The sequence below is a fragment of the Paenibacillus sp. GYB004 genome (assembly GCF_036577605.1).
In the GTDB taxonomy this organism is placed as follows: domain Bacteria; phylum Bacillota; class Bacilli; order Paenibacillales; family NBRC-103111; genus Paenibacillus_AB; species Paenibacillus_AB oceani.
Genome location: NZ_JARBDB010000011.1, coordinates 269,993 through 290,221, shown reverse-complemented (window position 1 = coordinate 290,221; position 20,229 = coordinate 269,993). Strand labels below are relative to the sequence as shown.

Annotated in this window: 11 protein-coding genes; 2 read left to right on the top strand and 9 right to left on the bottom strand. The window is 55.7% G+C overall.

All coding sequences use genetic code 11. The annotated features are described in order from the left end of the window. The first annotated feature begins 313 nt into the window (after positions 1 to 313). On the top strand, positions 314 to 6,874 hold the full coding sequence (locus tag PV433_RS07200; RefSeq protein WP_332071503.1) for a hemoblobin-interacting domain-containing protein: 6,561 nt from the start codon (positions 314 to 316) through the stop codon (positions 6,872 to 6,874). An 84-nt stretch (positions 6,875 to 6,958) separates the two neighbouring features. On the opposite strand, the gene PV433_RS07195 is transcribed toward PV433_RS07200, so the two are convergent. The 8 genes from PV433_RS07195 to PV433_RS07160 form a co-directional block, all read right to left on the bottom strand. Next, positions 6,959 to 7,483, bottom strand: a complete 525-nt coding sequence (locus PV433_RS07195; RefSeq protein ID WP_332071502.1) for a shikimate kinase — start codon at positions 7,481 to 7,483, stop codon at positions 6,959 to 6,961. Positions 7,484 to 7,610: 127 nt separating this feature from the next. After that, the gene (locus PV433_RS07190) at positions 7,611 to 8,468 is read right to left on the bottom strand and encodes a class I SAM-dependent methyltransferase (RefSeq protein ID WP_332071644.1); all 858 of its coding nucleotides are present in this window, start codon (positions 8,466 to 8,468) and stop codon (positions 7,611 to 7,613) included. Positions 8,469 to 8,543: 75 nt separating this feature from the next. Next, positions 8,544 to 9,467 (bottom strand): NAD(P)/FAD-dependent oxidoreductase, encoded by a 924-nt coding sequence (locus tag PV433_RS07185; RefSeq protein ID WP_332071501.1) that lies wholly within the window; start codon positions 9,465 to 9,467, stop codon positions 8,544 to 8,546. A gap of 68 nt (positions 9,468 to 9,535) precedes the next feature. After that, positions 9,536 to 10,024 carry an RrF2 family transcriptional regulator gene (locus tag PV433_RS07180; RefSeq protein ID WP_332071500.1) on the bottom strand — a complete coding sequence of 163 codons (489 nt, stop codon included), beginning with the start codon at positions 10,022 to 10,024 and terminating at the stop codon, positions 9,536 to 9,538. Positions 10,025 to 10,334: 310 nt separating this feature from the next. Next, on the bottom strand, positions 10,335 to 12,350 hold the full coding sequence (locus PV433_RS07175; protein ID WP_332071499.1) for a right-handed parallel beta-helix repeat-containing protein: 2,016 nt from the start codon (positions 12,348 to 12,350) through the stop codon (positions 10,335 to 10,337). A 43-nt stretch (positions 12,351 to 12,393) separates the two neighbouring features. Next, complete coding sequence (locus PV433_RS07170) at positions 12,394 to 13,731, bottom strand: ABC transporter substrate-binding protein (protein ID WP_332071498.1); 1,338 nt, start codon at positions 13,729 to 13,731, stop codon at positions 12,394 to 12,396. Positions 13,732 to 13,915: 184 nt separating this feature from the next. Next, complete coding sequence (locus PV433_RS07165) at positions 13,916 to 14,803, bottom strand: AraC family transcriptional regulator (protein ID WP_332071497.1); 888 nt, start codon at positions 14,801 to 14,803, stop codon at positions 13,916 to 13,918. Between the two features lie 236 nt (positions 14,804 to 15,039). Beyond that, complete coding sequence (locus PV433_RS07160; RefSeq protein ID WP_332071496.1) at positions 15,040 to 16,725, bottom strand: alpha-L-rhamnosidase-related protein; 1,686 nt, start codon at positions 16,723 to 16,725, stop codon at positions 15,040 to 15,042. Between the two features lie 208 nt (positions 16,726 to 16,933). Between PV433_RS07160 and PV433_RS07155 the strand changes: the two genes are divergently transcribed. Next, complete coding sequence (locus tag PV433_RS07155; protein ID WP_332071495.1) at positions 16,934 to 17,905, top strand: AraC family transcriptional regulator; 972 nt, start codon at positions 16,934 to 16,936, stop codon at positions 17,903 to 17,905. A 179-nt stretch (positions 17,906 to 18,084) separates the two neighbouring features. On the opposite strand, the gene PV433_RS07150 is transcribed toward PV433_RS07155, so the two are convergent. Then, complete coding sequence (locus PV433_RS07150; RefSeq protein WP_332071494.1) at positions 18,085 to 20,172, bottom strand: glycosyl hydrolase family 28-related protein; 2,088 nt, start codon at positions 20,170 to 20,172, stop codon at positions 18,085 to 18,087. Positions 20,173 to 20,229 lie beyond the last annotated feature (57 nt).

Genomic DNA, 20,229 nt, shown 5'->3' with positions numbered 1-20,229 from the left:
CAGTATCGACCCGTTTTTCCACAGCGCGCCGGACTTCCGGCGAAGCCGCCCTGCCGCCCGTCTTCGGCTTGGTATATGGGCTCCTAATAAATTGCTGCCGCCTTCGGCCGGATGTTATGCCGCTTGAACCGGACCGTTTGAACTTGTTCCGGTTTTTTGTAAAAGCGCATACATTTTGTAATTTATTAGTAGTTTATATAAATGAGTGTATAAAGTGAGGTGATCGCACAGCAAATCCGCAAATGAAGCAGCCGATCCAGCCGGATGTATCGACAGCAGCTTTATCTGAGACTCTTATGAAGGAGGAACGCATGTGACACGCAAAGGCAGTTTGATCGCTCTGGCTTTCCTTATGCTCTGGCCGCTTGCCCTGTACAGCCCGTCGCCGGCATCCGCAGACGGCAGCGGCTCTGCGCCCATCTCGTCTTATTCGCACAAATGGCTCGTCGTGCCGTACGGCGGCGCTCCCGCGATAGACGGATCATTATCGCCGGGAGAATGGGACTCGTTTCCGATTAACGATTTTTCCACCGTATTCGAACAGAAGCCGTCGGCCTCGGACAGCTCGTTTGCCGTCTCCTATGACGCTAACTATCTGTACATCGGGGGATCGTTCGACAAAGTTGTGAAAGCGATTACAGAAAGGCTCGAAATTGTCCTTGCCAAAGGCTCGGACGGTGAAGCGCACTATGTGCTGCCTGTGCCGATTACACCGACCACCCCCATCACGGTAACCGACTGGAACATGGGACGCCAGCTGTCAAAGACGACTCCTCAGCGTTTTACGGTTGGCAATGCCACATCCTCGGTTAACGATACGGCTACGCGCACCGTAGTCGAGATTGCTGTGCCCTGGAGCTCGCTTGCCTCCTCCATGCCGGCCGGCGGTGAGGAGTGGCGCTTGAACATCGTCCATATCTACCACCTCGGAACGTCGCCGTTAGCCGCATGGGCGCCGCTCGAGACGTCCAATTTCATCGACCAGGGCGGCACGAAAACAGTCAAAGCCAACCTCGTCGACGAAGGACGCTTCGGCTCGCTGTACTTCGGTCAAGTGCCGGCCGGCATAGCGGAGCAAGGAAGCGGCGTCCAACTGGATTATGTATCGCCGACGCGCAAACGTCTTTCTTTCGACCGCATCGACTCGTCGCTCAGCGAGCTGCAGCTCGAATGGAAGGGCCCGGCCGGAAGCTGGAAGCCGCTGGCGATCGACTCGCACAGCTACGCCGGCGGACGCGATACACTCGTATTCGACCATCCCGACACCGACGCTTTCGGCCAGTACCAGTTGCGCCTGCACCGTTACGAACCGGGCCAGCCGGGCGGCGGCAAGCTCTCCCACATCGTCACCGACCGGGAAAGCATCATTCGCGCCGGCATCCAAGCCCAGCTGGACTTGTATCCGACACCGACGGTGCAGTCTGTCACCTATGCCCCCCCTTCCCAACATGTGCTCGATTTGATCGACCTCATCCCGCCGAGCAACGGCTTCCGCTTTACCGGATTGCCGGAAATGCCCGAACTGCACCCTGACGCGTTATACACCTTGTCTGCCGATAAAAAAAGCTTGATCTCGACCAAAACGTCGACCGTCTATCCGAACCCCTCCTATCCGGAAACCGGTTCGATTACCGTGTCCACCCGCAGCGGCGGTACCGTTACCTACCCGTATTATGAGGACAGCAGCGGCAAACGGTACTTCTTAACGGCTCACCTCTGGTATTTGCAGAAAGCGTACGTCCTCGGCCAGCTCCAGCAGCTGTCCAAAACCGACCCGATGGGCGCCGCGCACGTGCTGAACGCGCTCCTGCAAGCGTTCGATCAATATGTGCCGACGACCGACTATATATGGGAAAACTACCCGATCAACCTGACGTCGGGCCCTCCGTTCAACTACTGGGGCGGTTTGTGGGGCAGATGGTCCGTATCCGATCTGAGCAGCCTGAGCCCGGTCAGCGTCGCGTTCGGCAACGTCCGGAAAACGGATGCGCTGGCGCAGCTCAGCTCGATCCACGGCTATGATCTGGAGCAGCGTTTGCTGGACGAGCTGTTCATCCCGTCGATCGATTTCGTACTCAGTTTTCCGAAGGCGCTTGGCAATATGAACTACGCGCAATGGCTCGGTCTGATCGATGCGGGCAAAGCGCTGAACGAACCGGACTATCTGCATATGGCGTTCGAATGGATGCAGGCTTACACCGAGATGGAGTTTTTATCCGACGGCTTCTGGAAAGAGGTTACCGTGTCGTACCACAAGCAGTCGATCGACGGTCTGGATCGGGCGGTTGACGCCTTGAACGGCTACAGCGATCCGATCGGTTATTTGTCGCCGCGCACCGGACGCCGTTTTGACCAATTAAACATGGCGGCCGATTATCCGATTATCGACAAGGCGCTGCGCAACAACGACCTGCTCGTCTATCCGAACGGCCATGTGCTGCCGGTTATGGATACGTGGGCCAACGACAAATCGGCCAAGCCGATAACGGCCGAAGGCTCCTTCCTGATGCCAACGACCAAAATCGCCCGCACCGCGTCGGGAAGCGGCGCCGGCCAGACGCAATCGTGGCTGCAATTTGTGCCGAAGTATGGGCACAACCATTACGATCCGTTGAACCTGAACTATTATGCGCTCGGTCAGGAGTTATTGCCGGACTTGGGCTATACGTACACGAAAGACCGCTATTTTACGTTATCGACCATCGGCCATAATACCGTCGTCGTCAATAGCTCCAATATGGCGATCAATAACAATTCGCGGAACGGGGGCAATATCGAGCTGTTCGCGCCGCTTGGCGACGCCCAGGTCGTACGCGCCGAGCAAAGCGCGGGTTATAACGCCGCGTCCGAGTACCGCCGCGAGCCGTGGCATATTACGTTCCCCGGCGCGCCGAACGGCGAAGGCTACTTGCTCGATCTGTTCCGCGTAGAGGGCGGCACCCGCCATGAATATACGCTGAACGGCGATGCGAACCGCGATGCGCAGTTCGTCACCGATCTGGAGCTCGAACCTTACGGAGACTATCTGCTGCCGCCAGGCGTTACCGTTGTCGAGCCGACCGGCTTCAATGAGAGCGGCAGCGCTCAGGGCCATTACTACGGTTATATCTCGATTAACGATGTCGAAAAAGCCGTATTGCCGGAAAACGCCGACACGTTCCGGGTCACGCTGCAAACGTCGGAAAACGGTACGGATAAGGCGCGGATGAACATCATCGGCGTGCTAGACGACGGCAGCAACGAGCTGTATCTGGCCCGCTCCCCGTCGATCCGCTCCACCCGTCTGTCGGGTAAGGCGCTCGATACGAACGACGAGGCTGTCAAGTACGACATGCCGAAGCTCGTGCTGCGCCGTGACGGCACCCAGTTGCAGAGCACCTTTATTACAGCGATGGAGCCTTATGCGGCTGCGGCGGCGCCGAAAATCCGGACTGTCGACCGGCTGCAGCTGGATTCCGCACCGAACGGCGCCGTTGCCGTCCAGGTGACCTACGACAACGTAACCGACATCATCATCAGCAACACCGGCTCTCCGGATACGCCAATCGTATTCGATGATATCGTGATGAAAGGCAAAACCGGCTTCATCCGGATGATCGATCAGCAGGTGACGCAAATGGTTGTCGTCGGCGGCACTGCGCTGACGAAAGGCTCGATTACCGTAAATGGTGACGGGACCGTACAAGGGGCGATCACCGCGACGAAACGCAAGGCGGCGGGCGACGGCTTCGACGGCCTCGTGACGTCAACCGTCATTCCGGCCGGCGTTGCCGCTTCCTTGTCCGGCAAGTACATCGTGGTGAAACATCCCGACCAATCGACCGAGTCGTTCCTGATTCGTGAAGTGACGACAGGCTCCGGCGGCTCGACGATCGTGTTCGAAGAGCACGATCCCGGCTTTACGATTGCCGGCGACGGCAGCTCGCGCCAGCTGTTCATCCCTCATGCAAGCTGGACGGGAACGCATACGTTCCAGATCGATACGGTCGCGGGTTATGAGGCTGATCCGGTATCGGCCGTTACGCTGACTTCGGACAAAACTTACTACTTGCCCGGCGAACCGGTGCAGCTTGCCGTTGCCGGCACGACCCGCAGCGGCAGTCCGTTCGGCGGCGTCTTCCATGAGGTTCGTTACAAAAGCAGCGACGAATCGGTATTTGCCGTCGGCTCGGACGGAACGGTGTCCGCTGTCGGTAGCGGTATAGCGGAAATTACCGCCGTCGTCGACTGGAACGGCCGTACCTATACCGACCGGATCACGCTCGTGTCCCAGTCGAGCGGTTCCGAAACGTTCTCGTTCAACAACTTGCCGATCACGTCGCAAACGGTGCCGACACTTTATGTAGCCGGCTCGGATACGGTCCAGCTGGAGGCGAATACGCCGGGCGAATCGATTACATTCGCCTTTGACGCAGCGAAAAGTGATACGTACGACATCCGGTTCACCCCGTTCGTCGCGCGCAGCTACGGACAGTACGATGTGGCCGTTGACGGCAGCCCGCTCGGCTCGTACGAGTTTTACGCTTCTACCGGCGCGGCGATCAGTACGTTCGAGCTACTGGGCACCCGTTATCTCACCGAGGGCACGCATACGATTACGTTTACGAATACCGGCAAGCATGCCAGCTCGACCAATTACAAGATGGGCGTCCGCCAGTTGAAGCTGCAGGAAAGCAGACTGCAGCCGCCGGCATTAACGGCGCCCGGCATCCCGCTGCGGATCGGCGATGCCGTAACCTTCACGTTTGCGGATTCGTCCGCCTGGCGTAGCGAAGTGGACGGTGTTTACGTTGGCGATACGCTGCTGACGCCGGGTCAGTACACGTTATCGGCAGGCAGCCTGGCGCTTGCTCCGTCCGCTTTTGACGAGCCGGGCTCGAAGCTTGTGCGCATTACCGCGGACGGCTATCGCGAGGCGGCTCGCATGGTCAAGCTGTACGACGGGACAGATTTGGCCGGATTGTCGCTGGACACCGCACCGCTCGTCCTGGCCTTCCGTCCGGACCGCTACCGGTATGAAGCGGGTGTCGCCAGCTCGTCCGCGAGCGCTTCCGTGACAGCGGCGGCGATCGACGGCAGCTCAACGATCACCTCGGGTAGCTTGTCCGCAACCGGCACGTTGACCGTGCCCCTGGCGCTTGCAGCCGGCGCCAACGCCGTCACGCTGCAAAATGCGAAGGGCGGATCGGCCAGCGCGTATGCCGTCGACGTCTTCCGCGCTTACGAGCCGGACGCTCTGCCGTTTACGGTGGCGGGCGTCGTGTACGAGCAGCGGACGATTCCGGTCTCAGGCGCCATTGTCACGATTCCGGGCACGACCTTGACGGCAACGACCAACGTGTACGGACAATTCCAGTTGCATGGCGTCGGACCCAGTCAGCGCCGTCTGGCGGTCAGCCACCCGGCGAAAGGCTCCGTATTGTCGCCGCTTGCGCAGATCGAGAGCCTGACGAACACCGTGACGGCAAACGTGTATTATCCGTTTGTGGATATCGTCCCGCCGACCGTCAGCCTGACCGGCCCTGCCCTGCTTACCGTCGGTTCGTCGGTTTACGCTCAGGCGGATGAACCGGCCGCGCTGTACATCGTGCCGGAGACGACGCCAGCAACGGCAGAGGCGATCCGCGGGGCGATTACAAGCGGTGCCGGCAAGCAGGCGAACGCCGCCGAGAACGTATCGACAGAACTGTCGACGCTCGGGCTCGAATACGGCCGCTACCGGGTATATGCGATCGACGAAGGCCATAATGTGAGCACGAACAGCTCCGCCGTCACGCTGCTTCCGGTCATGTCGGGTTATATCGACCATACCAACAGCCTGTTTACGTACCATGGAACTTGGACATCCTACTCCTCCTCCAGCTATCATGGAGGAACGATGGTGCTTAACCGTATCGCCGGCAGTTATGCGGAAATTCCGTTCTACGGCTCGCGGGCGGCCTGGATCGGCTCGCGCAATGCGGCGTATGGACTTGCCGATGTGTATATTGACGATGTCTTTCAGGAGACGGTGAATTTGTACAATCCGACCTTGATCTCGAAACAAACGCTGTACGACACCGGCGTTCTTACACCGGGCATTCACACGATGAAAATCGTCGTAAAAGGCCAGCACATCAGTCCGGCCACCAACGACCACGTCTCTGTGGACGCGCTGCACATTATCGATTCGGGTCATTTGGCGCCGGTTGTCAGCGGCGTTTCCGCCGCCAGCCTGCAAGCGGGCACATCCCTGACGGCGACGAGCTCGGACAACGGCACGCTTTATCTGGTTCCTAGCTCGACGCAAGCCACATGGGCGAAAATCGATCAAGCAACGCAGCGGACCGGACTGAACAAATACGGCGTCAAGGTAGCGGCGCAAGCCAACGTTCCGGCTACGCTGGACACGACGAATCTGGCGCAGGACCGCTATGTCGTCTACGCGGTCTCGGACATCGGCATCGTGTCCGCAGCTTCCGCGGCCATCGACATCGTGGCCACGACGTCCACGCTCATTGACGATACCAATCCGCTTATCACGTATTACGGCAACATTACGGCCAATTCAAGCTCCAGCTATTACGGAGGAACGGAGCGGATCGGCCGGGAAGCCGGCGCTTATTTCGAAACCGAATTTTACGGCAACCGGGCGATCGTGTACGGCACGCTCGCTTCCAATGGCGGTTTGGTCGACATTTATTTGGATGATCAATATGTGATGACGTATGACTATTACCGAGCCGGCACCGGCGTGACCCAGTCGCAAATTTGGGATACCGGTACGCTGACGCCCGGACTTCATAAAGTGAAGTTTGTCGTCACCGGCAACAAACATCCGTCGTCGCAGAACATCTGGCTGCGCTTTGACTATATGCGCACCTACGCGCCGTAACTCAACCGAATCGGGAAGGCAATGCGAAAACCTGCGGGTCCGTTAGCGGAACCGCAGGTTTTTGGCATCCAATCACTATTCTGCTTATGAAGCGCGAAATAAGCCAATTAGTCGTGCTGCCAGTTCTTCCACGGTTCGATCATCCGTAGAGACCGTGTAGTCCGCATACTTGCGGTACAACCGATCTCTCTCCTCGTACAGCTCCAGCAACGTTTTTCCGTTATCCATGACGACCCCGCGCTTCTGGATGTCCAGTTCGGCAAGCCTCTTCGCAATAGCCGGGTAGGAAATCTCCATAAATATGATATCTGCTATTGATTTTAAATATTCCATTGCCTTCTCGGAGTAAACGACGCTACCACCGGTCGCAATGACGGAGTTCGTACATGCCAGGGAACAAACCGCATCCGACTCTAACCTCATAAATGGTTCCCTGCCTTCATCTTCAAGAAGCTGCCATAACGGCTTCCCGTTAATTTCTTGAATAATCGAATCTGTGTCGATAAAAGGCCTATTCAGCGCTTCTGCAACGATGACGCCAATTGTACTTTTCCCGCATGCCGGCATTCCTATGAGGGCGATATTGCTTTTGTTGCGAATTTCACTCATTCGATCACCTTCCCAATGGTTGAAACGGTACATTCTCGATGAGTATCATTTCGCTACCCCCTTTTGAAACTCCTGTTTTTGGGAGAAGTCATTCGCCTGATCCCTGCACTGCAACTATCACCAAGCTTCAGCCATACATATGCTGATCCTGCAGGCGAATCAGCACTTTGCCGTAACGGCCGCTCTGACGCACGGTCACCCGGCCCGACGGATACGCGCGTTCCACATAGTCGGCTGCCGTTTTCCGGTTCTGCTCGTCGGCAGGCACGCCGTGACTGCGAAGCAGATTCATTATTTCCTGCAGCGCCGCTTCTGCGGGGACTTCCGTCGTTTTCGTTTCCCGTGTGATCAGAGACTCGTAGGCATAACCTTTGAGATAAAGCAAATGCAGCAAATACCCCAGCTCCGTATACGTCGCCCCAAAAGGCTTGCCGGTAATCAGCGGCCAGATTTCATTCACCAGACTATGCTCGGTGGAACCCGCCGGCATGCTGATGTAACAAAACTTTCGCGCGCATTGAAGCACCTTTTCCACGCTCTCCCAATCGTGGAGGACCGGACACATCGAAACAAAGACGAGATCGAATGCCTCGCTCCAGCGTCTCGCCTGCACGTTAATCTCTTCAAACGGCTCGGGTACGATCTGTACCTGATCTTCCGGGAAACCGGCGATATTTTCTTTCAGCAGCTCGACCAACGGAAGAGATGACTCGACAGCGGTTACCCGGGCCCCCCGCTCCGCAAACGGTACCGTAAACACGCCCGAAGCGGCGCCTACGTCCAGCACCGGAACATTTTCGAATCGCACTCCTTGCCCTTCAAGCCAGCCGATAATTCTGGCGGTCCGCTTTCTTCCCTCCGCGTCAAACGATTGCTCGTTAAAAGACTTCGCCTTCTGATCAAACGCCCGGGCCGGTTCGATCCCCGCCTTTTTCATCCTGGTTATGAGGGTATCCCCGCGGTCTTTCCATGCTTTTTCCCATATCGCTTCCTAGTAAAAGTCGTTCATATCCGTCCCTCTCTCCTATGCCAAAATTAAAATCTCCGATGTGGAACCTATTCATCCGTTACGCCTCCAAGCCTCCGTGTTCAGCTCGTTGTTCATCGCCCCGGCGGCGGCTGCGCCCATAGCGGCGGCGGCTATCGCCTGATGCATGCGGGATACCGCATCTCCGGCGCCGTAGACACCCGGAACACTTGTTCTCCCCATCTCATCGACCGCAACCGTACCCGTTTCAGTCAAGCGGCAGCCGATCGTCCGCGGCAAGTCCGATCCCGCAACCAGATCCGGTTTAAAAAAGATGCCTCTGCACGGAATCGCCGTCCCGTCTTCAAGATCAACTTGTCGTACGATACCATCGCTGGAATCGATATGCCGGATCGGCGAATCGAACAAGGGAACCTGGTGCCGCCGAAGCTCCTCGCGCTGTTCAATCGTCAACTGATCAGGACCGTTCGTGCAAATTGTAAACCGGTTCGTCCATCCGGATATCAACGGAGCGAAATGCATAAGCTCAGCTCCCTTGTTAATGACCACAAGCGGCTCGTCCCTTAACTCCCAACCGTCGCAGTACGGGCAGACGAAGGCGCTTTTTCCGTAACTCTCCGCCAGCCCGGGAATGTCCAGCGGACGATCCTTCATTCCGACGGCAAACAGCAGTTTTTTGCTGGAATAAGTGTTTCCTTGAGCGGTCCCAATTTGAAAATGACCGTCCGTTCCCGTAACCGACACAACCGTATCCGCTGCGAACGATACGGAAGGGTAAGCGCCAATCTCTTCCTTTGCCAATCGCCGAAAATCGCCCGGACTCACCCCGTCGCGGGTAAGAAACCCGTGAGTTTTACGGGTCACGGCATTGCGGGGACGGCTGTCATCGAACACGGCCACCCGTTTTCTCGCTCTCCCCAGCACGAGGGACGCGCTTAACCCGGCTGGTCCTCCGCCTATAATCGCTGCGTCAAGAAGTTCTGCTTTTTTCACCATTAGACACCTCCATGGATCTACAATATCCATAATTAAAATACAAGAAGCGCATCACTTCTTGATCGTGATCACTTCTTGTTTCCTTCCAAGTTGAAATGTCTCTTGAACGCCTCATCCAATAACGACTGAATCGTATGCTCCTGCAAGTATTGGTGCAGATGCTGCTGTGCTCCCAGCATGACCTTCTCCACCAAACATTCGCCGTTGCCCCGGCGTTCCCGAACCGGCTCGGCCGCCCCGTCGTCGGCTAACAACCGATGCTGCTGCGATTTCGAATTCGAGCACTCGAACAGCTGCTCTCTGCCTTCCATCACTTGAATCACATCGAGAAACGTAATCTGTCCGGCCGGCCGCGCAAGCTCGTAACCGCCGTTCACTCCCGGTACGGCGCGTACGATGCCATCCTGTCTCAGCTTGGACATGATTTTGGATAAATAGCTTTCCGATACGCCGAGTGTCGCGGACAATTCCTTGATTCCGACATTGGCATGACGTTCCGGGTGACCCAGATGAAGCAGGGCGTGCAAGGCGTAATCGGTGCTTTTCGAGAACTGCACGTTTCAGACCTCCTTCCCCCTATCCATCCTATTGTGGACCTGTGATATCCATAATAAACAATCGGACTCGGAATTGCAACTGATTTCGATTCAGCGGACGTTCCCCCGGACAGATTAATCATAAAATATTGCGAACGGCACACGACCATAATGCGTTCCAAAAGTAAAGCGGGTCCCGTTTAGAAACGGAACCCGCCTAAAAGACTGCTTCGAAGGCCAGCGTTTGAGCGGCTTAATTTCATCATTCGCCTCGGAACTTATGACTTCGCTTTTACTCCACTCGTGAGCGTACGGTCCATTCGTACGGATATCAAAAGTTACGGGACTCTTCGAACCAAATGTCCGCACGTCTGACGAGGGTAATGATTTTTCTCCCTGCCGTCGAATCCCCTGTTACATTGACGCCTCCCTTTAAGCGAATTTTGCTGTCGTTGTTCACCAAGCTAGCCCCAACATACAAGCGAACCGAGATTCGCTGCCCGCTGCCGCCGTCCAGAAAATCCGTAATCGCAACCGCTTCCCCAATCGCCAAATTCGGACCGCGCAACACCGAAGGAGTCGGACCCATAATGACGACTTCGCCGGTTCCGTCCTCCAAACCTGCCGCATCCGCCACGCGCCCGAAGGCCGAGCGACCTATATTGGAATAATAGCCGCTGCCGGACGGTACAGTGCCTCCGATTCCGCTTATATCGATCGATCGAGGAATAAGCGCTGCCGAATCGGCATACACGTACAGCACGTGTGACATTGTCGTGCCCCTTACGGTTTCCCCGGATATCGTTATTTCTTTTAGTGATTTGTCGCCAAAGGCTGCTATGGAGATTGCGGCTGCAATCCCTCCATGAACATTACCGGTAATGGACCCGGCGTACGTTCCGCTAGCCGCGGCCACTGCGCTGCGGCTTTTGGAATAGATCGCCATAGGCGGAGGTGCTGCCGCAAAATCTGTTTCGATGCCGATATTGGCCAGCGAGCCTCCGTCAATAAAAGTGTTGCCCGTAATTGTGAAATGTTTAACCTGGGACAGGAAAACGCCGTATTTCCAGTCGCCGGAGATATTATTATTCGCAATCGTAATGCCTGTTCCGTCTTTGTAGGCTTGAATCGCGGCATCATCGGTATTTTCCGCTGAAGAAACGTAAGAGGAGATGACATTCCCTTCTACAACGATGCGCTCGCATCCCCATGCGATATTGACGCCGCTGGATCGTGCGTCATGCAGTTGATTGCCGTAAATATTAATTTGCCTGCATGCCGGACTCAGGTTGATGTTGCGATGAGAGGAACCGATCACCGTATTGCCGCTGATTTCACCTCGCAGCAAGCCTCTGACGTGAATGCCGTGCGTTCCGTCATAAATCCGGTTGCCGCAGCAACGAATATCCGTCGTCGTAACAGTTGCGTAGACGGGCAAACCTCCGGCATCGATCCCGCCGTAATCGGATGCGATCTCCGCCGTTATTAGGATGCCGTTTAAGGTGACATAGGTGCCGACCGGAATATCCCGGCTCATCCGAATCGTATTGTCTTGGATGTCGATTCGGCTGCAGTCTGTCGCAACGCGTATTCCGTTTCCACCCGATACGGCAAGACCATAAATCGTGCACGCGGATATGGACGAATCCGATACGCCGTTGAGCAGGAGGCCCTGTCGGGCTTTACCGGCGCAATTTATGTTCAAATCGAAAAAGTCGCATCGAAAACCGGCCGTACCGCCAAATACCGGGCCTTTCGTATACAACAGTTGGTCGACGACCGATTCCGCCCGGATTTCCCCGGAACCGTACACTTTCCGGACACCGAGAGGGACGTACAGACTGGTCACTCGGTACACGAATCCATCAGAAAACCGCAACGAGCCGCTGGCGGAGACCGAGGCTGCCATCAGCGCCGCTTGACAAGCGGACTGACACAGTTCTCCATTACGGGCTCCGAACATTTCGGGCGTAAGGGGCTCCGTATTGTTCCGCTTCCAGCGCGTGCCATCCGAAGACACGATGACGGTACCGCCGTTATCGAGCGATACGGTATCGGACGGGTCCGACCGAAAAGCTCCGCCCCCGGTTCCGGGCGTATCTTCATAATAACCGGCTACCCACACGGTTTCGCCGCTGACAGTAGAGGTAACGGCGCGAAGCTGATCGATGGAGCTGATCATGCGCAGTCCACAGCACGCGGACGGTCCGTCTTGACCGTACACGGCGGACGTGACGGAACTTCGCTCTCCATTCGCGATCGTTCCCAGTAAGCTAAGCGAAGCTCCAGCCATTCCCATTGCGGCAAGCATTTTACGCCGACTCATTCGATTCCGGTTGTCCTTCATGCACGTCTCTTCCCTTCTATCCTGGATTGGTGCGCCGGTGCGGTCACTTCATTTTGCTTTTGTAATCGGCGATCGTCTTTTTGGCTTCCTCTTCGGCCGACCGCAATGCCGTATTCAAGTCCATTTTACCGATCTGCGCCTGCTGGGCGTATTTTAGATAGACGGAAACCAATTGCGCATCATATAAAGCTTTGGGCGGAATTGGCGCGAACTTGTTAAAAAACATAGCTGAAAAGTTTTTGGCTTTAAAAGGGGATTCTTGGCCCAACTGCTTTTGCAGATCCGCATTTTGCAAAACGGGCATGATTCCTTTTTTGGCGAGCTGGCTCTGAAACTCTTCGGATACCATATACTTCAGCACTTCCATCGCCGCATCTTTGTTTTTGGCCATATTGGTTATTCCGAAATAGCTCGGGTACGATTGCGAGCCGATTCCCGGCTGCAAACTCGGAAGTGAAACCATATCCCAATCCAGCCCTTTGAGCTGCTCCTGCCCTACATACACGTAGCTGGCCAGGTAAGGGAATAAGGCGACGTTCTGGTTGACGGCGAAGTCCTCCAGTCCGAGTATTTTGCCGGTTTTGTTCATATAATCCATGGTCAGAGCGTCCTGAGAAGGAGCGACCAGACTGTTCATAAACGTCTTCCAGCGCTCATCGGTATTGATCGTGGGCGTATCGGTGTTCAGATCGGCCATCGGGATCGACAGCGCATTCATCCGGATTAGATGGTCCGGGGAACGGGCATACCCGTAGAACGTTTTGCCTCCGTCGTCCCGGCTCATTTTTTTGGACAGCTCGGTCAATTGATCCCAGGTCATGCCGTCCTTCGGATATTCCACTCCGAATTTGTCAAACAACGTTTTGTTATAATAAAGCACCAAGTTGTTCGTGAACACGGGAAGCCCGTACAGTTTTCCGCCGGAAGCTTGTCGGACGGATTCGATGATGGACGGCTCGAACTTGCCGAGATCGACCTTATGCCGGTTCAATAATTCGGTCATGTCGTACTGGATTCCGTTTGGAAACGCATTTCCTTCAAAATTGCCGATCGACTGGAAGAAGATATCGAACCGGGTTCCTGAAGCGATCATTTCCGGCAAGGTGAATCCTTTCTGGCTTTGAATGTACCGGATCGTATAATTCGGAAATTTTTTACGAAGCGCGCCCCCGAAACGATTGTCGAAGCTTTCCACCGTATCGTTGTTGTTGGAATAAAAGATAACCTCGGCCGGTTCTTTGCCGGCATCAGAGACAGCCGGATTAACGGATTCCGGATTCGCGGCCGTTCCCGGATTCGACTCCGTGCCGCCGTTCGAGCAAGCACCGAGCATAATGGCGAGGCTGCACGCGGCAGCCGTTCGTTTGAACGTTAGGTTCATCGGTTCTACATCCCCTTTGGTCTCTCGTCTTTTGCTAGCAGGCAGTAATCGCTTTCCCTATCGAGGGCGCCTCCCGATAGATTGAAAGCCTTTGCATGGAAAAGTATAAGGGATGGGAACAACCCGGGACAATTGGCGATGCAGACATCTAAATTGTCATTAGGGACGGAGACTTTGGCCCTATCTATTTCCGGGCCGTTATTCTGTACTTGCCGGGAGGGCAGTTCACTTCGCGGGCAAACAGTCTGCTGAAAGAAGCCGGATCTTCGTAGCCGATCATTCTTGCCACAACGGCGACAATCTCGTCTGTTTCGACGAGCAGTTTTTTGGCATGTTCCATCCGAATCAAGTGCAAATATTCGATTACGGTTTTCCCGATATATTTTTTGAACTGTCTGTTTAACTGGCGCGTTCCGATATGAAAAAGCTCCGACAAAAGCGGGAGAGAGATCTTATGGTTGAAGTGTCTTTCGATATATCCTCGAACACGCTGCACCAAAAGCTCGCCGGAAGAACAAGCGTCGTTGATTTTATCGTTTTTTTTCTGGTAGTGCCGGGATAGCAGCAAGAAAAGCTCGGCCAGCTTCAACTGGATGACCGTTCGGAAACCGTAGTCCCGACGCCGCATTTCCCGTTCCATTCCGTCTAACAGCTCCAGCGCCTCGCGCGACGCTTCCCCTTGCAAAACTAATTTCGAATGGAATGAGGATTCCTTGTTCAAAAACGGATGTACATAATAAAAATCGAAAGAATCGGACGCATCGATCTCTCGCAAGAGAGCAGGCGAAATAAGCCCCGGGTCGAACATGCAGTTAAAAATTTCGATGTGCTGCCGCTCCTCTAGAACATACTCGTGCATTTCTCCCGGATTAATGACATATACGTCGCCGGCTCTCAGATCGTAGGAAGCATCCTGAATCATATGAGTCGCTTGTCCGTCCATCACGAAGATGAGCTCCACGAACTCGTGAATATGCCATCCCGGCGTATCGACGCTGCTATGACGGTTACGCTGAATCCAGAACGGAAAGTCGTACGGATGCGGATAGTGTCTCATCAATTTCGTTTCCAAACTACGCACCTCGTTCTTGCAATGCTATCCAATCTTTGTCGCCGTCCGGGGGAGCCATAACCATGATCACCGTGCTCCCCATAGGTCCGGCAACCGAATAAGAAAAGCTTCTAAACGAAGCCTTAGCCATGAAGCATGACCCTGCGTAAGAAACAGCTTTCTTGGTACAGAAACTCGTTATTCGCCTTTTCGAAGCAACTCTTTGGAGATTTGCCACTTTAGCAAAACTGTAACGATCAAATAACCGTTACGCCCGGCGGCTCTTCGATCTCTGTCGCAATCGTGCCGTCGCTCCGCTTCTCATGCTTGACCCGGATCGTACCGTGCGGGGTAGGAAAGCTGCCCTCGGCCCAATCCAAATCACCAAGCATGGGCCTCACCTCGATAACTTGGCAGCCCGCTTCCTTAACGCGAATGCCGAGCACATATTCGGACAGCCATGCTGTCGGTCCCGCCGCCCAGCCATGGCACAGACTGTGCCGATACCCTTTGTAGCAGTAATCTCCGAAGAGGCCGTGTACGTCATTTTGGCCGGGCGGCGTCAATTCGTCGATACGGGCGGCGTTATCCAGCCAATCGAGGTTGAAATCTTCCCAGAACGTCGTCGCTCCGAGAGAAAGCATGCCTCCCCAATATTCACGGATGCAATCCAGGCTGCCGCTTATGTCGCCGGCTTCCGCCCGCGCCTTCAGCACATAATATCCGAGGAAGGTGGAAATCCCGCGCGCTCCTCCCGCAGCCAACACGTCACGGTTGACCGCATCCGCATCGAGCAGGCCGGCCAGAGCCAGAAGCGCCGCCGCTTGTTTGCTTCCTCCGTGTTCCGGCAATCGCTTCCGCAGCCTCCGTTCCATAGCCCGGCATCGCCGCTCCGCATCGGGCTCATCCAGCAGCGCGCACAGCTCCGCAGCTGCTGCCACGGCGGCAATTAGCAAAGCGTGTACGCCGGCTTCCACCCCGGATCGGTTCGGCGACGTCGGCCAATCGAGGAACGGTCTCGGATCGTTAAAACGGCCCTCGCTGTCGATACTTTCGTCAAACTGTCCAATCAGACCGAGCAGGTACGCCCTCTGCTCCCGTAAGTAAGCTATATCCCCGTTAAGCTTGTACCAGTCACGCTGAATCCAGATCCACCATGCGGAATAGCTGGCGATCCTGTTCATCCAGCCCGGGAGCGGCGTATTGTCGCGGACCAGGTCCAAGCTTTTCGGCACGACCTCGTTATAGCCGAATACGGCTCCAATCGCAGCTATCTCGGGATGCATGTCGCCGATCCAGACGAGCCGGTCGCGCTTGACGCCATCCCACAAGTACTCCTGCATGTTCAGATGAACCGTATAAGCCCCGGTTTGCCATATCCGGTCCAGCAGCGGATCGCTGCAGCGGAAGCTGCCCTTGTAGGGGATGTCGCGCAACAGACAGATGCCGCGTACGCTTTTCAGCTCAATCTCGCATTCCGTCTCCAGCAAATCGATCCGGACAAAACGATAACCTGTATTGCCGACCTCCGTCGTGCCGAGAAAGCTGCTTACTTCCACAACTTGATCGCGAACCGCGTGATCGTTGCCCGCATTGCCTTCCCCGCCAAGCTCGCTCATTGCCTCCATCGCCGATTCGCCGAACCGGACTCGCAGCTTTACCGTTTTTCTGTTCTCATTCGCGGACCAGACACACAGCTGGATGCCGCCTTGCAGCTCTAAGCCGAAATCGATCAGCAAGCCGGCACGGTTTTCCGCCCCGCTGCGCAGGGTACAGCCGTTCTTCCGGGTTAATGTCGCTTGGCCGTCTCCCCCTGTCAGCAGCAGTTCGGCTCGCTGAACGATCGAATCAGTCCCTTCGCTTCTCCATACGATGCGGCGCGGGTCGACGTAATAACGGGTGCGAGGGTCTTTGCCCCCCGATTGTGCAAATGGATATTCCATACCGTTTTCCTGTCCTTTCTATCTGCAGACTCTTGGTCGAAATGGTTGCAAAGCGGCCGCTCTCCCGCCGCCGCTTCTTATAAAGCGTAACTTGGGAAGCGGCATCTCGAACAGGTCTGATCCTACTTTGAAAGTGTGGCGATCGCACTTTTCCGCACCTTGCGATTATGGTAAGGTAAAAAAATGAACGATTCGGAGGTGTTCGCAGATGGAACGGGTGGACAAGCTGAGGGCGGACGATTTTTTCGTAGACGGACTGCCGTTATGCGTCAATCATTATGTTTATGACCCGCATGAGCGAATCCGGATGCACAGCCATGAGTTTATCGAGATCGCTTACGTCTGCAAAGGAAAGGGAATCCATGTCGTAGGCGGCCGGGAACAGCCGGTATCGATGGGGGACCTGTTCATCATCCAGTTCGATACGCCGCACAGCTTCTTCCCGCTGGACCCGGACAACACCGGACGGCTAGAGGTGTACAACTGCATGTTTATGCCCGAAATCGTCGGCTCCTTGCCCTTGGAGCTGCCGGTATTGCAGGAGATCACATCCATCCTGCTGCTGAGCGGCCTATACCCGGGAGAGCAGACGTACCAGCCCGACCTCAAGCTGCCGGATTCGCACGATCACAACTTCCGGTCGATCTTTACCGCTCTGCACGAGGAATATAGCGCCAATCGGGAAGGTCGGACGGAGCTGCTGAAGCTCAAGTTGTGCGAACTGCTCATCCAAATTTACCGTGCTTACGGGAACCGGAACAAGTCGCTCCAGCCGAACTCGGACACATACAAGCTGGAGCTGATCCAAAAAGCGGTCGCTTACCTGCGGGAGCATTACGCCTCCCCGGTCCAGCTTAACGACATATCCCGCCATGCGCTGCTGAGCAAAAGCTATTTTTCCGCTCTGTTCAAAAAAACGACCGGCATGAGCGTCTTCGATTATTTGCAAAGGCTGCGGATCGAAGAAGCTTGCCGGTTGCTGGAGGAAGGAACGGCTACGGTTACGGAAATCGCAGCACGCGTAGGGTATAACGACTACCGGTTTTTTAACAAAACGTTCCGCAAAGTGACCGGCAAAACGGCCAGGGAATACCGCAATGGCGCCACATCGATGAAATCGCCGGCGGAGGACGATGAGGCCGCATCGCAGTTGGACATCCAAGGGCGCTTTTCCCCTTAACCTCCCGCAAAGTCCGGGGATGTTCAGCGCCGGATCGCCTCCCGTCAAAGCTTCTAAGGACATACACGCCGATAACGGGAAGTCCCGCCTAAACAGGACGGTCAGCTGGCCACGATGGTGAATCTTGTGCTTGATAAACGGATCGAGTGTAAAGCCGTCGCTCCTTGCACCGTCAGACGCTACACCAGTTCGGTTCGCAATGTTCCGTCATTGTTGATCGACAGCCTGTATGTTTTGCTCCCATCCGGTGTCATCATGACGATCCCTTCCGTTACATGGAGCTGCTTCCACCGTTGTGCAGCCTCCCCAAGCGAAGCGGTTCCGTCCTGCTTGGGCAGCACATTTGCACTCAACACCGCATCCCCAGTCGCAGCGAGCCGCAGCTTTACATCGCCCTGGACCCGCAGCTCATGTCCATTCTTACTCTCAAGCACCATCGGCCCGCTTACCTGATTAATTGCACCGAATATTTCGACGTTCGCACCCGGCGTCACGGCCAGCGCATCTTTCCCTTCGCCGTTTTGCAGCTTCGTCCGCGCGGAGAGCGGCGCTTTGAGCAAGAAATCCGTTTCGCTCGTCTGGGGCATCGTCTCGTAACTGTCAAACATATATCTCGGGTTAAAAAAGCCTGTATCCGTGTAACGTACCGACGATTGCCGCTTGAATTTGGGCGCTTTGTCGACACTGCTGCATTCGGTCGCCAAAAAGTATACATTATTCGTCTGTCCGCTCGGGTATGGACCGCGCGCCTGAGTGGTATTGCGCCACGGCGCTGCGATCATCCGACCGCCGCCGAGCTTGCCATCGTAACGTGCGCCAGACTCGAAGTAGCTCCCGATAAACTGGATATCGAACGCTTCGTGCAGATGGAGCAGCACATCTTCATGCCCTTGAATCGTGCAGCTAATAAATTTGAACCCGCGCAGGGACGTCCCGCTCATCTCGATGTTTTTGGATACGCCGAGCCCGATCGCGTTATGGCTGGCCGCGCGCTTGGACGCATGCTCCAGTCCCGCGATATAACAGTTGATATACGTGGAGCCAGCGTATCCGGTACTATATGGCGAGATGCGCACCTCATCCCCCACTTTGCCTAGTAGTGCCGGATCGATCGTCAAACCGTAAAGCGTCATCCGGTCGCCGGACACACTCGTGCTCGTGTAATCCAACGTTTTACTGCCGAATTTGATCCGTCCCGCGGCACCGAGCGGGCTGCTGCTCCACCACGGAATATCCAGCGTGTAGTTCCCAGCAGTCCCGCCAAAGGCAAGCGAGCGGTACAAGTCGCCTCCGCGTACACAGACGCCTGTCAATCCTTGGAACACGCAGTCGTAAAACCGGTTCCGCTCCGCTCCCGCGTTGTTGTATTCCGTTCCCAAACCGCCCGCGCCAATCAGGTTCGCTGCGATGCGCCAATACCCGACCACCTGCACGTTGTGAACGGCGATATCCTGAGCATTGTCTAGATACAGACCGACATCCCATTCATCGCCAAGCGTAAACGTCGTTTTGTTGTTGTAGCCGTTCAAGCCGTCGAAATTTGGTACGATGCGCAAATGGCGGATGGCCGCGAATTGGCTTCCTTTCGGCACGTATACCGCGACCGAGAACGGCCGCACTGTTGCCGCTTGCCCTGGCGACGCATCCCCCAGACGGAAATTGGTCAAGCTGTACACCGCATCTTGATGGTCGGGAAGTGTGTCTGTATGGGTCAGTACACCACCGGAAGGAAACAAATCGGTCGCATACGTCAGCGAGTACGTCTTTGCCCCCGTGCCGGTAAACCGCAGTTCCGATGCCGCAGGCAGCTTCGTCCGGTTCGGAAACGGAATGTCCCAGGCGCCAACGCCCGCTCCTTCCAACGTGACACTCGTATGAAGCACAAGCGTGTCTGTCACCTTGTACACGCCTGGAGGAAGGTAGACGATACCGCCTCCCGCAGCGGCGCATTGATCGATCGCGGACTGGATCGCCGCCGTATCGTCGTGCACGTCGTCCCCATGCGCGCCTTGCTCCCGGACGTTCCATATACCGTGCTCCACTCCCGTGCTCCCGTCGCCTCCGCCTCCATACACAGATGCGGTTACAGTACCAACAGCAGCGGAAACGGGCAGTGCGCTTGTCCGCCCGATTCCGCCTGCCGCCAACACAACGCCAGCAGCCCCAATTGAAGCAAGCAATCCTCTGCGGCTTATTTTGTGGCTCGTGCCCTTCAGCAACGGCTCCTCGATTGCCCTCGTTTCCGTCTCCTTACGGTGTTCGCTCATGGCCGTTCGCTCCCTTCGACTATATTCTCGATCCCAAACTACACCATTCCTTTTCGA